The sequence below is a fragment of the Lysobacter stagni genome (genome assembly GCF_030053425.1).
GTDB lineage: Bacteria > Pseudomonadota > Gammaproteobacteria > Xanthomonadales > Xanthomonadaceae > Lysobacter_J > Lysobacter_J stagni.
Genome location: NZ_JASGBI010000001.1, coordinates 2,943,101 through 2,956,903, shown reverse-complemented (window position 1 = coordinate 2,956,903; position 13,803 = coordinate 2,943,101). Strand labels below are relative to the sequence as shown.

The 13,803-nt window shown below is 68.6% G+C and carries 14 protein-coding genes; 10 read left to right on the top strand and 4 right to left on the bottom strand.

Annotated features, from left to right (window positions below; translation table 11 throughout):
* Nucleotides 1–9: 9 nt before the first annotated feature.
* The 10 genes from QLQ15_RS13670 (at nt 10) to QLQ15_RS13625 (ending at nt 10,049) form a co-directional block, all read left to right on the top strand.
* Nucleotides 10–765 (top strand): helix-turn-helix domain-containing protein, encoded by a 756-nt coding sequence (locus QLQ15_RS13670; RefSeq protein ID WP_283213319.1) that lies wholly within the window; start codon nt 10–12, stop codon nt 763–765.
* 147 nt (nt 766–912) lie between these two features.
* Nucleotides 913–3,186, top strand: a complete 2,274-nt coding sequence (locus QLQ15_RS13665; protein ID WP_283213318.1) for a nitric-oxide reductase large subunit — start codon at nt 913–915, stop codon at nt 3,184–3,186.
* Between the two features lie 141 nt (nt 3,187–3,327).
* Nucleotides 3,328–4,557 (top strand): NnrS family protein, encoded by a 1,230-nt coding sequence (locus QLQ15_RS13660; protein ID WP_283213317.1) that lies wholly within the window; start codon nt 3,328–3,330, stop codon nt 4,555–4,557.
* Between the two features lie 10 nt (nt 4,558–4,567).
* The gene (locus tag QLQ15_RS13655; RefSeq protein ID WP_283213316.1) at nt 4,568–4,966 is read left to right on the top strand and encodes a SirB2 family protein; all 399 of its coding nucleotides are present in this window, start codon (nt 4,568–4,570) and stop codon (nt 4,964–4,966) included.
* Between the two features lie 10 nt (nt 4,967–4,976).
* The gene (locus QLQ15_RS13650) at nt 4,977–5,117 is read left to right on the top strand and encodes a hypothetical protein (protein WP_283213315.1); all 141 of its coding nucleotides are present in this window, start codon (nt 4,977–4,979) and stop codon (nt 5,115–5,117) included.
* Between the two features lie 17 nt (nt 5,118–5,134).
* Entirely contained in the window at nt 5,135–5,386 is a 252-nt protein-coding gene (locus QLQ15_RS13645) for a DUF2249 domain-containing protein (RefSeq protein WP_283213314.1), read from the top strand.
* Entirely contained in the window at nt 5,383–6,660 is a 1,278-nt protein-coding gene (locus QLQ15_RS13640) for a hypothetical protein (protein ID WP_283213313.1), read from the top strand. Before QLQ15_RS13645 ends, QLQ15_RS13640 begins: the two co-directional genes overlap by 4 nt.
* A gap of 102 nt (nt 6,661–6,762) precedes the next feature.
* The gene (ubiT, locus tag QLQ15_RS13635) at nt 6,763–7,608 is read left to right on the top strand and encodes a ubiquinone anaerobic biosynthesis accessory factor UbiT (RefSeq protein ID WP_283213312.1); all 846 of its coding nucleotides are present in this window, start codon (nt 6,763–6,765) and stop codon (nt 7,606–7,608) included.
* Nucleotides 7,609–7,617: 9 nt separating this feature from the next.
* A complete protein-coding gene (gene nadA, locus QLQ15_RS13630; protein ID WP_283213311.1) occupies nt 7,618–8,634 on the top strand; it encodes a quinolinate synthase NadA in 1,017 nt (338 codons plus the stop codon).
* Nucleotides 8,631–10,049, top strand: coding sequence for an L-aspartate oxidase (locus QLQ15_RS13625; protein ID WP_283213310.1), 1,419 nt, complete (start codon nt 8,631–8,633; stop codon nt 10,047–10,049). The genes nadA and QLQ15_RS13625 overlap by 4 nt, the downstream gene beginning before the upstream one ends.
* Nucleotides 10,050–10,052: 3 nt before the next feature.
* Here the strand turns inward: QLQ15_RS13625 and QLQ15_RS13620 are convergent, their stop codons facing one another.
* From QLQ15_RS13620 to QLQ15_RS13605, 4 genes are read right to left on the bottom strand one after another with little or no spacing between them, the layout of a single operon-like run.
* Complete coding sequence (locus tag QLQ15_RS13620; protein ID WP_283213309.1) at nt 10,053–10,940, bottom strand: U32 family peptidase; 888 nt, start codon at nt 10,938–10,940, stop codon at nt 10,053–10,055.
* Between the two features lies 1 nt (nt 10,941).
* The gene (gene ubiU, locus QLQ15_RS13615) at nt 10,942–11,940 is read right to left on the bottom strand and encodes a ubiquinone anaerobic biosynthesis protein UbiU (protein WP_283213308.1); all 999 of its coding nucleotides are present in this window, start codon (nt 11,938–11,940) and stop codon (nt 10,942–10,944) included.
* A gap of 43 nt (nt 11,941–11,983) precedes the next feature.
* Nucleotides 11,984–13,480: a UbiD family decarboxylase gene (locus QLQ15_RS13610; protein WP_283213307.1), complete on the bottom strand. Its 1,497-nt coding sequence runs from the start codon at nt 13,478–13,480 to the stop codon at nt 11,984–11,986.
* A 28-nt stretch (nt 13,481–13,508) separates the two neighbouring features.
* Nucleotides 13,509–13,763: a hypothetical protein gene (locus QLQ15_RS13605; RefSeq protein WP_283213306.1), complete on the bottom strand. Its 255-nt coding sequence runs from the start codon at nt 13,761–13,763 to the stop codon at nt 13,509–13,511.
* Nucleotides 13,764–13,803: the final 40 nt, after the last annotated feature.

The following is a 13,803-nucleotide window of genomic DNA, read 5'->3' as shown; positions in this document are numbered from 1 at the left end:
CGTCATCGCATGAGTTCCGGAATCGTTTTTCCGCGCACCGACGCGAGCATCCTCGCCGACGACGGCGATTCGCTGACGTTCTGTTCCACCTGCGCGTTCTCGCAGGCCTGCCTGTCCGAAGGCATGGACAAGAGCGCGCTGTCGGACCTGCACGTGCTGGTGGAACACGTCGGCCCGCTGCATGCGGGCGACCACGTGTTCCGCGAGGGCGACCCGTTCGGCGCGATCGCCGCGGTGCGTGCCGGTACGGTGAAGACCTACATGGTCGATCCGGACGGGCGCGAGCAGGTGCTGGGTTTCCACCTGCCCGGCGAGGTGATCGGCCTCAATGCCATCCACGACGACCGCTACCCCTGCAACGCAGTGGCGCTGGACACCGTGATGCTGTGCCGTTTCTCGTTCCCGCGCATCGCGCTGCTGGCCACGCGCCTGCCGAACCTGCAGCGCCACCTCTTCCGCCTGATGAGCCGCGACATCGGCGTGGCCTCGCTGTTCGCGGGCGACCATTCCGCCGACGAGCGCATGGCTGCGTTCCTCATCGGCCTCTCGCGCCGGCTGGCGCAGCGCGGCTTCTCGCCCAAGCGCTTCCAGCTCACGATGTCGCGCACCGACATCGCCAACTACCTGCGCCAGGCGCCGGAAACGGTCAGCCGCGTGCTGCGCCGCTTCGAGCGCGAAGGCCTGGTCTCGATCAAGCAGCGCGACGTCGAGATCCTCGACATGGCACGCCTGGAAGCCATCGCGCTGACCGTTCTGCGGCACTGACCGCACCGCCCACGCCCGTGCGGCGTGGCGGCATTCTCCGTTTCCCTCCGCTTTCCGCAGGTCCCCTCGCGTCGGCTTGACCTGCGTCATGGAGGGGGCGGGGTGCCCGGGCGGAACATGCCGGCGTTTCTCCACGGAGCGCCAAACATGAATTCGACCCGCAAGCTATGGGTAGGGCTGGCGACCCTGCTCATCGCCTCGTTCGCCGTCCTGCTATGGGTCGGCAGCGAGATTCACCGCCAGCAGCCACCGATGCCCGAACAGGTCACAGGACCCAACGGCGAAGTGGTCTTCACCCGCAAGGACATCGAGACCGGCCGCCAGGTGTGGCAGTCCATCGGTGGCCAGCAGCTGGGTTCCATCTGGGGCCATGGCGGTTACGTCGCTCCGGACTGGAGCGCCGACTGGTTGCACCGCGAGGCCGAAGCCGTCATGGACGTCTGGGCCCACCGTGAAGCGGGCGCGGACAGTTACAAGAAGCTCGACGCCAGCGTGCAGGCCGCCTACCAGGCCCGCGTGCAGGCGCTGCTGCGTCCCAACACCTACGATCCGCAGACGCAGACGATCCGCCTGGATGGCGACCGCATCGCGGCCATCTCCAACGTCGCCGCGCACTACGAGAGCCTCTTCAGCAACGACCCGGCGACGGCGGAGCTGCGCGAGGCCTACGCCATGCGCAACAACACCGTGCCGGAGGCGGAACACCGCCGCCAGCTGACGGCGTTCTACTGGTGGACGGCATGGGCCGCGGTGACGCAGCGCCCGGGTTCGGACGTCACGTACACGGCGAACTGGCCGTCCGACTCGCTGGTCGGCAACAAGCCCACGACGGCCGCCTTCACCTGGACGGTCTTCAGCGTGCTGTTCCTGATGGCCGGCATCGGCCTGCTGGGCTGGCACTACGCGGTCAACCACGGCGAGGAACTCGCGCCGACGCTGCCCAAGAGCGACCCGCTGGCCTCGATCAAGGTCACGCCGTCGATGAAGGCCACCGCGAAGTACTTCTGGGTGGTGATCGCGCTGTTCCTCACGCAGATCCTGCTGGGTGCCATCACCGCGCACTACCAGGTCGAAGGCCAGCAGGCCTACGGTTTCGCGCTGTCGGACATCCTTCCGTACTCGCTGACGCGCACCTGGCATACGCAACTGGCGGTGCTGTGGATCGCCACCGCCTGGCTGGGCATGGGCCTGTACATCGGTCCGGCGATCTCCGGACATGAGCCGAAGTTCCAGCGCCTGGGCGTGAACGCACTGTGGGTGTGCCTGCTGATCATCGTGATCGGCGCCTTCGCGGGCCAGTGGCTGGCGGTGATGCAGAAGCTTGGCCTGGAGCACAATTTCTGGTTCGGTCACCAGGGTTGGGAGTACGTCGACCTGGGCCGCTTCTGGCAGTGGTTCCTGTTCATCGGACTGGGCCTGTGGCTGACGCTGGTGGGTCGTTCGCTGTGGCCGGCCATCCGCAATGGCGGTGAGTCGCGCTCGATCGTCGTGCTGCTGTTCCTGTCCACCGTCGCGATCGGCCTGTTCTACGCGGCCGGCCTGATGTGGGGCGAGCACACCTCGCTGTCGATGATCGAGTACTGGCGCTGGTGGGTCGTGCACCTGTGGGTGGAAGGCTTCTTCGAAGTCTTCGCCGTGGCGGTGATGTCGTTCCTGTTCACCCGCCTGGGCCTGCTGCAGGTGAAGACCGCCACGACGGCCGTGCTGTTCGCGACGATCGTGTTCATGGCCGGTGGCGTGCTGGGCACGTTGCACCACCTGTACTTCACCGGCACGCCGACCGCGGTCATCGCGCTGGGTGCGGCCTTCTCCGCGCTGGAAGTGGTGCCGCTGGCCTACGTCGGCTTCGAGGCCTACCACAGCTACAAGATGGGCAAGGCGACGCCGTGGATGCAGCGTTACCGCTGGCCGATCAAGTTCTTCATCGCGGTGTCGTTCTGGAACCTGGTGGGCGCAGGCCTGTTCGGCTTCCTGATCAACCCGCCGCTGTCGCTGTACTACATGCAGGGCCTGAACCTCACCGCCACCCATGGCCACACCGCGCTGTTCGGCGTGTACGGCATGCTCGGCATCGGTCTGATGCTGTTCTGCCTGCGCGGCCTGAAGCCGGACGTGGAGTGGAACGAGAAGGTGCTGCGCACCAGCTTCTGGGCACTGAACATCGGCCTGGCCGGCATGGCGCTGTTCACCCTGCTGCCGATGGGCATCCTGCAGCTGATCGCCACGCTGGAGCACGGCTACTGGTACGCCCGTTCGGCCGAGTTCATGCAGCAGCCGATCATCGACCTGTTGGTCTGGATGCGCGTGCCCGCCGACACGGTGTTCAGCGTCGGCGCGCTGTCGATGGCGTGGTTCGTGTTCCGCCTGTGGGTGGCGCCGCGCCGCGCGGTCGCGCCGCAGGCGCTGCCGGCAGAGGCCTGATCCTAGTCGTAGCCTGAAGTTGAAGTTGAGTTGCAATTGGCCCGGCCGGAGACGGTCGGGCCATTTTTTTGGACGCGCCCATCGCGGGCGCGCATGATCCAGGTCAAGGCGTCCGTACCGGGCGCGCCGGAGACTGCCGCCATGCTGCAGATGACTCCCAATTCCCGCGCGTCCGCGCTGAACCTAGTGCAGGCGCCGCACCGGCTGATGTTCTTCATCGGCGCCGGCAACGTGCTGCTGGCGATGTTGTGGTGGGCGAGCTGGCTGGTATCGACGCGCTGGCCCGGCCTGCTGCCCGCACACACGCCACCGGTGCCCGCGGGCTGGCTGCACGCCTTCGTGATGCAGTACCTGGTGCTGCCCAGTTTCATCTTCGGATTCCTGCTCACGGTGTTCCCGCGCTGGATGGGCCTGCCGGACCTGGACCGCTGGCAGTACGTGCCGGTCGGCGCCGGGTTGATGGGCGGCCAACTCGCGATCCTGCTGGGCGCCTGCGGATGGGAGGTCGGATTCTTCGTCGGCCTGTTGATGGCGATCGCCGGCTGGACCGCGGGCCTGATCATCCTCGGCCGCGTACTGATGCAGGAGAAGGGCAAGACCTGGCACGCGCGTTCGTGCTTCGCTGCACTGGTGCTGGGATGGATCGGGTTGCTGGCGTTCCTGGCCTTCGTGCTGGGCGCCTCGCCGATGTGGGTGATGGCGAGCATCAAGCTGGGCACCGTCGGCCTGCTGCTGCCGGTCTACGTGACCGTGGCGCACCGCATGTTCCCGTTCTTCGCCGGCAACGCGGTCCCGGGCTACAAGCCGTGGCGACCGATGGCGTGGCTGGGGCTGATGTGGGCGCTGCTGATGGCGCACCTGGCGATGGAGCTGCTGCATGCCTATGCGTGGCTGTGGCTGGCGGACGTTCCGCTGCTGATCGCCTCGGCCGTGGCGCTGTGGCACTGGTGGCCGCGCGGCCGCATGCCGGGGCTGCTGGCCGTGCTCTTCATCGGCACCGCGTGGCTGCCGGTCACCTTCGCGCTGTATTCCACGCAGAGCCTGATCTACGCGTTCACCGGCAACTTCGCACTGGGCCGCGCACCGGCGCACGCATTGTTCATCGGTTTCTTCGGCAGCCTGCTCATCGCGATGGTGACGCGGGTGACGCAAGGGCATTCGGGTCGTCCGCTGGTGATGCCGGCCATCGCCTGGTTCGCGTTCGTCGCGGTGCAGGGCGTGGCGGTGCTGCGTGTTGCCGCGGAAGTCGTGTCCGATGCCTACGCATGGCACGCCGCGGCGGCGATGGGCTGGCTGATCGCCTTCCTGCCATGGGTGGCGCGTCTGGGCTGGATCTACCTCACGCCGCGCGCCGACGGCAAACCCGGTTGAGTGCACAGTCATGATGGAGTTCTACCCGCAGATCAAGCTGGTCCACATCGCCGCAATCGTGTGCAGCGGAGCGTTGTTCTTCCTGCGCGGTTCGAGCGTGCTGGCGGGCCTGCGCTGGCCGATGGCCTCACCGGTGCGCTATCTCAGTTACACCGTCGACACCGTGCTGCTCACCGCCGCCATGATGCTGCTGACCATCCTTCCCGGCGAGATGTTCGCCAACGGGTGGCTGGCGGTGAAGGTGGTTCTGGTGGTGACGTACATCGTCCTGGGCATCCTGGCGCTGCGGCCGGGACGGACGCGGGCCATGCGCGCCGTGTTCTTCGCCGGCGCACTGGCGGTGTACGCGCAGATCTACTTCATCGCCCGCGCGCATCATCCGCTGGGCGTGTTCTACCTGTTCGGATGAGGAGCATTTCATGATCGACGCTTTCGACATCGCCGAATCGGCCGTGGGCCTGTCGCTGATGGTCGAGTCGTTGTACGCGGCCGGTGTACCCACCGACTGTGGCGCGACCGACAGCGGCGATACGCCCGATACCGACTGGCCCGACGCCTGACCTCTGGCGCGAACGCGATGACGCATCCCGTCATCTCGCTCGACCTGCGCGACCTCGCACCGCCGGAGCCGATGCACCGCATCCTTGCCGCGCTGGCGACGCTGTCGCCGGGCGACTGCATGGAAGCGTGGACACCGTTCCACCCGGTGCCGCTGCTGGCCATCCTGCAGGCCGATGGCCATGCGTTCACGGTCGAGCCCGTCGACGACGGTTACCACGTGGTGATCGTGTGCGCTCCGTACGCGGACGGAACGGACGGGCTTGCATGAGCGGGCTTGCGATCACGCAGGCACCCGCACCGAGCCTGCCGATGCGTTTCCTCCTGGCTGCGCCGGCGTGGGGCATGTTCGCCGGTGTCTGGCTGGCGGTGCAGGGCGAGGGTGCGCTCATGTCACGCTGGGCGCCCGCGACCGTGGTGCTGGTGCATGTGGTCGTGCTTGGCGTACTGGGCAATGCGATGCTCGGTGCGCTCACGCAGTTCCTGCCGGTGGCGGCGCTGAGCCCGCTCGCGGGGCGGCGCACACTGCCGCTGCTGCATGTCGGATTGAATGCCGGGCTGGCCAGCTTCGTGGTCGGCCTGTCGAAGGGCATCGGCCTGGCCCTGCATCTGGCGGCGTTGCTGCTGGGCGGCACGCTGCTTGCCTTCGCAGTCCTGGCCGGTGTCGCGCTGTTCCGGGGCAAGGGGGCGCGCTGGTTGCGCGGCGGGTTGGGCGTCGCCCTGTTCTCGCTGGCGGTGACAGCGGTCCTCGGCGTGCTCGGCCTGCTGGCGCTGACAGGCGATGTATCCGTCGCGCTGGAGCGCGTCGTCGACGTGCATGCGTCATTCGGACTGGTGGGCTGGGTGTTGATGCTGATCGCCGTGGTCGGCGCGATGACGCTGCCGATGCTGCAGGGCACGCGCGCGGTGCCGCCGCGATGGGTGGTCGGCTGGGTTGTGTGCACGATGGTCGGCCTGCTCGCGGGTGCCGTGATGCGTGTATGGGCCGGGGCCGCGCTGCTGGCCGCCACCACGCTGGCGGCGGCGTGGACGTTCGCGGCCGCCTCGCTGTGGTTGCAGTTGCGTTCGCCGCATCGGCGCAATCCGGTGCTGCGGCTTTCATGGACGGTGGGCGTGGTCGCCATCGCCAGCGCGGTCGCACTGATGCCACTCGAAAGCATGGGCACGGGAACCGCGCTGTGGGTGGGCACGCTGGCGCTGGGCATCGGGCTGCCGGTACTGGTGACCGGCATGACGATGGAGATCGTCAGCTTCCTCGCATGGATCCATCTGCGCGGCGTGGTGCCGCGCGGCCGCCAGATTCCCGGCGTGGGCCGCCTGGTCCCGGAAGCCGACAAACGCATCGTGCTGGCGCTGCATCTGATCGCCGCGGCCGGACTGTTGGCTGCACTGGCGCTACAGAAAGGCCACCTCGCCAGCGGGCTGCTGATCGCCCTCGCGCACGCGTCGACGCTCGTCGTGCTGGTGCGCTGCCGGTTCCGGGTGGTGGCCGAGGCACGCATTCCGGCGGCTCGTTCGTCCGTACGACTGCCGGTGCGGGAATGACGGCAAAGGAAGCGGCAGTCTCCCCGACTTGACGCAGGTCAATGGCGGCAGGGTGGGGCGCACCTAGCATCTGGCGCGGTCACACCGATCAGGGGAAGGTCCATGGTTCGCAGCATCTCCGTGCCCGTACTGGCGCGCCTGGCGCTGGGCGGCGCACGTGTCGGAATCGACCGCGTGGACGACGCGATGATCGTACTGCTGGCGGCGCGGCGCCGACTCGTCTCGGCCGTCGGCCCGGCAAAGCGAGCGACGGATGCTCCGCTGCGCGATGCCGGACGCGAGGAGCGCGTGCATGAGCGCGCACGCAACCTGGCCGCGCGCCTGCGCGTGCCGGCCTCGTCGGCCGATCATCTGATCGACACGCTCATCACCGATGCCTGCATGCAGCAGGCCATGCATCCCGGTGCGAAGGCAGACGGCGCCGGCGCATCCGCGAACACACATCGCCAGGACCAGCGACGCGATCGCCTGCTGCGCCTCATTCCGCCGCCGCGCCGCTGGCGTGGCGCACTGTCGCTGGTGCCGCGCGCGGTGCTCGACACCTTCGCCGAACGCGCGCTTTCCACGACGCTGGCCAGTTCGCTGCAGGACGATTGGCTCGCACCCGTGCAACGGCGGCGGGTGGGCATCGAAGTCGTCGACCTGGGCCTGAGCTGGGTGCTGGAGGTGGACGGCGAGCGCCTGCGCCGCAGCCGCGGACCGGCCGAGGCCATGGTGCGCGGCAGCGCGACCGACCTGTTGCTGCTCACCAGCCGCCTGGAAGACGCGGACACGCTGTTCTTCCAGCGTCGCCTGATGCTCACCGGTGATGTCGAACTGGGTCTCACGGTGCGCAACCTGCTCGATCGCCTGCCGTGGGAAACCCTGCCGCTGGGCGTGCGCATCGCCCTGCATCGTGCGGCGCGCGGTCTGCGCGCGGCGCGCGACGCTCACGCCACCGTCGTCTGAGGAACCCTGATGTCGTCGTCCCTTGCGCCACGCTGGCGCCCGGAGCTGGAAGAAGAATACGCGGAGCTCGGCGAACGCCTGGCGCCGCTGATGCCGTGCCTGGAATGGCCGCTGCACCTGCCGTGGATCGATGCGATCGCGCGACTCAAGCGCGAGCGCGGCGCGGTGATCATGGCGCACAGCTATCAATCGCCGGAGATCTTCCACGGCGTCGCCGACGTCACCGGCGATTCGCTCGCGCTGGCGCAGGCCGCGGCCGACTGCGATGCGGAACTGATAGTTCTGTGCGGCGTCCATTTCATGGCCGAGACCGCCAAGATCCTCGCGCCGAACCGCACCGTGCTGATCCCCGACCTGGAAGCGGGATGCTCGCTGGCCTCGTCGATCACCGCGGCGGACGTGCGGGCATTGCGGGCGCAGCACCCCGGCGCGCCCGTGGTGACCTACGTCAATACGTCCGCCGCGGTGAAGGCGGAGTCCGATGCCTGCTGCACGTCCGCCAACGCGGTGCAGGTGGTGGAGGCGATGGGCGCGGACAAGGTGATCTTCCTGCCGGACCGCTTCCTCGGCAGCCACGTCGCGTCGCAGACCGGCATCGAACTGGTGCTTTGGAACGGCGTCTGCGAAGTGCACGAACAGTTCACCGTGCAACAGGCGCGGCACGCGCGCGAGCGCTTCGACGCCGTGCTGGTGGCCCATCCGGAATGCCCGCCCGAGGTGCAGGCGGAGGCCGACTTCGTCGGCTCGACGACCGCGATGGGACGCTGGCTTGAACGCGAACGACCCGACCGCGTGGCGCTGATCACCGAGTGCTCAATGGCCGACAACCTGCGCACGCGGTTCCCGCAGATCGAATTCATCAAGCCGTGCAACCTGTGCCCGCACATGAAGCGCATCACGCTGCCGAACATCCATGCATGCCTCAGCGAGCTGCGTCATGAGGTGACGGTACCGGACGACGTTGCGGTGAAGGCGCGGCGCGCGTTGGAGCGCATGCTGGCCATCGGGCGACAGGAACGCGTGTGAGGACGGGCACGACGCCGGTCGTGGTGATCGGCGCCGGCATCGCCGGCCTGAGCACCGCACTGGCGGCCGCACCGCGCGAGGTGGTGCTGATCGATCCGGGCGGTCTCAACAGCAGCGGACTGGCGCAGGGCGGAATCGCCGCGGCGCTGGGGCCTGGCGACAACGTGGGCGCGCATGTCGCCGACACGCTGATCGCCGGCGCGTTCCACAACGACTCGGCCATCAGCCGGAGCGTGCTCTCGCAGGCGCCGGATGCCATCGCCTGGCTCGAAACCATCGGTGTGTCGTTCGACCGCTCCGGTGACGGCGCGCTGCAGCTCGGTCGCGAAGGCGGGCACGGCCTGCACCGCATCGTGCATGCGGGCGGCGACGGCACCGGGGGGCGCGTTGTCGCCGCGCTGCGCGAACGCGTGCGATCGGCCCAACACATCCACTGGTGCACCGGCGTCGATGCCGACGCGCTCCTGATGCGAGGCGACGCCGTGGCCGGTGTGCGCATGCGCGATGCGGACGGCACCGAGGAATGGATCGCCAGCGATGCCGTGGTGCTGGCCACCGGTGGTGTCGGCGCGCTGTTCGCGCGTACCACCAACGTCGAGTCCAACACCGGTTCGGGGCTGGCGCTGGCAATGTTCGCCGGTGCCCGGCTGCGCGATCTGGAGTTCGTGCAGTTCCACCCCACCGCGCTGGACTGCGACCGGTCGCGCCTGCCGCTGGTCACCGAAGCCCTGCGCGGCGCGGGCGCACGCCTGATCGACGACCGCGGCGGCGCGCTCATGGCGGGGCACCATCCGCTCGGTGATCTGGCGCCGCGCGATATCGTCGCCCGACGCGTGTGGGAGGCTTCCCGCAGCGGCCGGGTTCTGCTCGACGCCACCGCGCTGCCGTCAGATTGGGAGCGTTCGTTCCCGACTGTGCTGTCGCTTTGCGGCGAGTTGCGGATGGACCCGCGTCGCGATCCGTTGCCGATCACCGCTGCCGCGCATTTCCACATGGGCGGCATCGCAACCGACCTGCTGGGGCGCAGCGCCGTGCCCAACCTGCATGCGGTCGGCGAGGTCGCGTGCAACGGCCTCCACGGCGCGAACCGGCTGGCCAGCAACTCGCTGCTCGAAGGCGTGGTGTGCGGCCGTCACCTCGGTGCGCACCTGCGCGACCGCAGTCCGCGCAAGGGGCGCGGCGAGTCGCGCGTGGTGGAGCGCGGCGCGGCGCTGGCACCCGGTGCATTGACGCAGCTGCGTCGGGCGATGTGGAACGCCGCCGGGCCGGTGCGTACCGCTGACCGGCTGCGCGAGGCGATCGACCTGTGCGAGCGGATGCCGGGCTGGGAAGCGCGCGTCGCGCGGGCCCTGCTGGTGGCCGCCCTGCGACGGACGCGCAGCCTCGGCGCGCACTGGCGCGCCGACGCCGCGTAGGTACTACGCCGCGTCCGGTCGCGCCTGGCCGCTCATGCCGGGCTCGCCGTGCCAGTAACCGTTGCGCTGTCCCAACGGTGCCACCGGCGTTTCCGCGGTCAATGCGCGATCCAGATGCGCGATCGCGACGTCCGTTCCAACCTCCTGCGGATACACGCGAAGCAGGTCCACGCCCAGTTCGCGCAGCCGCGGCAGTTCGGGTGCCAGGTCCACGATCTCGTCGCCCTGCACCTGGATGCCGTTGATGCGCAGGAACGGGCGCCCTTCGCGCGTGGACAGCGGAAGGCCATCGGGGTAATCGATGCAACGGAAGCCGCAGTCGTCCTTGCCGATGTCCAGCGCCCGCGCGGTGAAGCAGCGCGCCGAGTACGACAGCGGCAGGCGACCCCAGCCGATGACTTCGATTTCGGGTCGCGCCACGCCCTTTGCGTCGAGCGCGCACAGCAGCTCGTCGATCAGCACATGCCCCTGTTCCACGCCCGGTACCCAGCGACGCAGTCCGTCCTGGATCAGCATCGCGAGCGCTTCGTGGTTGTAGACGTTGAGGCTGGGGCCGGCGACGAAAGGCACGCCCCGTTCGCGGCACAGCTGCACTGCGGACAGGTCGTTGGCCTCGATCCAGAAGCGACCGTGATCGACCAGGCGCGTGAGCGCACTGAGTTCGGACTCGGCCTCGATCAGCGCCAGCGACGACAGCACTACCTGCTTGCCCGCGTCGGCCAGTTCCTCTGCCAGCGCGATCCAGTCGCGCGTGCGCAGTTCGCGTCGCTTCGAACAGACGGTCTCGCCCAGGTAGAGCGTGTGCACCGGCCAGGCGATGGCTTCGCGGTAGAACGCCAGCGTGCGCTCGCGCGGCCAGAAGTACTGCAGGGGTCCAAGGCTGAGCTGCATGTCAGTGCCAGGCGCGGTGATAGGGGCCAAGGGTGGTCTGGTGTCCCTCCGCATGGGCGGAGAGCGTGTTCTGCCAGGCCGGTTGCGCGGTCCATGCCTCGGGCGCCACGCGATGGCGGTCGATGGCGGCACGCCAGGTTCGGGTAACGGCATCGACGTACGCCGCGCCGCGCTGGCGTCCTTCGATCTTCAGCGCCGCCACGCCGGCCTGTGCCAGGCGTGGCAGCAGTTCCAGCGTGTTGAGGCTGGTGGGCTCTTCCAGCGCATGGAAGATCTCGCCGCCCACGCCGTACCGTCCCTTGCACACGGTCGGGTAGGCGGCCGGTTCCTCGGGCTGGAAGCGGTCGATCAGCACATCGTTCAATCGCACGCTGCGCTCACCGCCGTCGTGTTCGTCCCAACGGACGAAGCGCGCGGGCGAACACACGCCATGGCGATTGGGCGAGGCACCGGTGACGTAGCTGGACAGCTGGCAGCGCCCTTCGACCATGATGCACAGGCTGCCGAAGGCGAACACCTCCAGCGGAATCGGCGCGTTCTGGCACAACCGCTCCACCTGCTGCACCGACAGCACACGCGGCAATACCGCCCGCGCGATGCCGAAGCGTTCGAACGCATAGCGCAGTGCCGGCGCGGTGGTTGCCGAGCCCTGCACGGAGAGGTGTCGCGCGAGCTTCGGATGCGTGCGGCATGCGTAGTCCAGCACGCCCATCTCGGCGGCGATGATGGCGTCCACCCCCAGCTCTGCCGCCTGATCGACGGCGCGGTGCCAGTGTGCGAGACGTGCGCTGTCCGGATAGGTGTTCAGTGCCAGGTACACCTGGCGGCCGCGCGCATGCGCATACGCGATGCCCTGGCGGATCTCGTTGTCGTCGAAGTTCAGGCCCGGGAAGGCGCGGGCGTTCGTCTGGTCGCGGAAGCCGAGGTAGACCGCGTCGGCACCGGCGTCGATGGCCGTGCGCAGGGCCGGCAGATTGCCGGCGGGACACACCAGTTGCATGGGCGATTCCTGTGGCGGAAAGAGGGGGAGTAGGGCGCCGGAATCAGACTGGCGGATCGGCCTCGTCGCCGCGCGAGCGGCACAGCTGCTGCCAGATCGCGTCCACGCGCCGTTCCACGCGCGGATCCAGCGTGATGGGGCGGCCCCATTCGCGGTCGCTTTCACCGGCCCATTTGCGCGTGGCGTCCAGCCCGAGCTTCGAACCCAGTCCCGAGGTGGGGCTGGCGAAGTCGAGGTAGTCGATGGGGGTGTTCTCGATCAACACGCTGTCGCGGGCCGGGTCCACGCGCGTGGAGATCGCCCAGATCACCTCGCCCCAGTCGCGAACGTTGATGTCGTCGTCGGTGACGATGACGAACTTGGTGTAGGTGAACTGGCGCAGGTACGACCACACGCCCAGCATCACCCGGCGCGCATGGCCGGCGTACTGCTTCTGGATGCTGACCACGGCGACGCGGTACGAACACGCTTCCGGCGGCAGGTAGAAGTCGACGATCTCCGGAAACACCTTGCGCAGGATCGGCACGAAGATGTCGTTCAGCGCCATCGACAGCACCGAAGGTTCGTCGAACGGTGCGCGGCCCATGTAGCTGCCGTGATAGATCGCGCCACGCCGCAGGCGCATGCGCTCGACGGTCAGTACCGGGAAGCGCGCCTGCGCGTTGTAGTAGCCGGTGTGGTCGCCGAACGGGCCTTCCAGCGCGGTGTCGCCGGGGTGGATGAATCCTTCCAGCACGATCTCCGCGCCGGAAGGCGCATCCAGGCCGGTCAGTTCGCTGCGCCACAGGCGCGTTCGCGACCCGCGCAGCAGGCCCGCGAATTCGTACTCGGACAACGTATCGGGTACCGGCGCCACCGCCGCGAGCATCGTCGCCGGGTCTGCGCCGATGGCGACGATCACGGGGAACGGACGATCCGGATACGTGGCCTGCCAGCTGGCATAGTCCTGTGCGCCGCCGCGATGGGCGAGCCAACGCATGATCACGCGGTTGCGACCGATCGGCTGTTGCCGGTAGATCGCCACGTTCTGCCGCGTCTGGCGCGTGCCGCGGGTGATCACCAGGCCGAAGGTGATCAGGCGATCCACGTCTTCCGGCCAGCAGCGCTGGATGGGCAGGCGCGCCAGATCGATGTCGTCGCCTTCCAGCACTTCCTCGTTGAACGCGGCGTCGTTGTCGCGCCGCGGTGCCACGTGAGCCAACTGGGCCAGTTCCGGCCATGTCGACAACGCACCGCGCAGGCTGGACGGCCAGCGCGGTTCCTTGATCGCCGCGAGCAGTTCGCCCAGCTCGCGCAACGAACTCAACGGGCGCTCGCCCATCGCCAGCTCGATACGCTCGCGATGCCCGAACAGATTGCCCAGAAGCGGATGCGTCGAGCCCTTCGGGTTGTGCATCAGCAACGCCGGCCCGTTCGCGCGCAGGGCGCGCAGGCTCAGCGCGGTGCTTTCCAGTTCTGGATCGATGGGCGCATCGATCTCCAGCAACTGATCGCGTTCGGACAGTCGGCCCAGGAACTGGCGCAGGTCGTGGAAGCTCATCGAGGGTTCGCCGTACGGACGCCGCCGGTCAACCGCAACCGCAGCCGCCGCAGCAGCCGCCGGTCGCGTGCGGATCCTCGCTTTCGCCGCGCACCGGTGCGGCATCCACGCCAAGTCCTTCCAGGATGGCCAGCACCTCGCTTTCGCCCAGCACGGTCGAGACGCTCAGCTGTCCGCCGTTGCGGTCGATGCGGACGACCGCTTCGGGGTCGATCGAGCGCAGGGCCTGCGTGAGGGCCTGCTCGCGTTCGGTGTGCAGGTGCTCGTGGTTGACGGCGATCATCGGGAATCTCCTGAGGGCGGGAAGCCGACCGCGATCGGCA

Bases quoted from the DNA above. Each gene is read 5' to 3' on its own strand.
- QLQ15_RS13670 (WP_283213319.1), top strand. From the start codon at position 10: ATGAGTTCCGGAATCGTTTTTCCGCGCACCGACGCGAGCATCCTCGCC.
- QLQ15_RS13660 (WP_283213317.1), top strand. From the start codon at position 3,328: ATGCTGCAGATGACTCCCAATTCCCGCGCGTCCGCGCTGAACCTAGTG.
- ubiU (WP_283213308.1), bottom strand. From the start codon at position 11,940: ATGCAACTGGTGTGTCCCGCCGGCAATCTGCCGGCCCTGCGCACGGCC.
- QLQ15_RS13605 (WP_283213306.1), bottom strand. From the start codon at position 13,763: ATGATCGCCGTCAACCACGAGCACCTGCACACCGAACGCGAGCAGGCC.
- QLQ15_RS13640 (WP_283213313.1), top strand. From the start codon at position 5,383: ATGAGCGGGCTTGCGATCACGCAGGCACCCGCACCGAGCCTGCCGATG.
- ubiT (WP_283213312.1), top strand. From the start codon at position 6,763: ATGGTTCGCAGCATCTCCGTGCCCGTACTGGCGCGCCTGGCGCTGGGC.
- QLQ15_RS13645 (WP_283213314.1), top strand. From the start codon at position 5,135: ATGACGCATCCCGTCATCTCGCTCGACCTGCGCGACCTCGCACCGCCG.
- nadA (WP_283213311.1), top strand. From the start codon at position 7,618: ATGTCGTCGTCCCTTGCGCCACGCTGGCGCCCGGAGCTGGAAGAAGAA.
- QLQ15_RS13620 (WP_283213309.1), bottom strand. From the start codon at position 10,940: ATGCAGCTCAGCCTTGGACCCCTGCAGTACTTCTGGCCGCGCGAGCGC.
- QLQ15_RS13650 (WP_283213315.1), top strand. From the start codon at position 4,977: ATGATCGACGCTTTCGACATCGCCGAATCGGCCGTGGGCCTGTCGCTG.
- QLQ15_RS13655 (WP_283213316.1), top strand. From the start codon at position 4,568: ATGATGGAGTTCTACCCGCAGATCAAGCTGGTCCACATCGCCGCAATC.
- QLQ15_RS13665 (WP_283213318.1), top strand. From the start codon at position 913: ATGAATTCGACCCGCAAGCTATGGGTAGGGCTGGCGACCCTGCTCATC.
- QLQ15_RS13610 (WP_283213307.1), bottom strand. From the start codon at position 13,480: ATGAGCTTCCACGACCTGCGCCAGTTCCTGGGCCGACTGTCCGAACGC.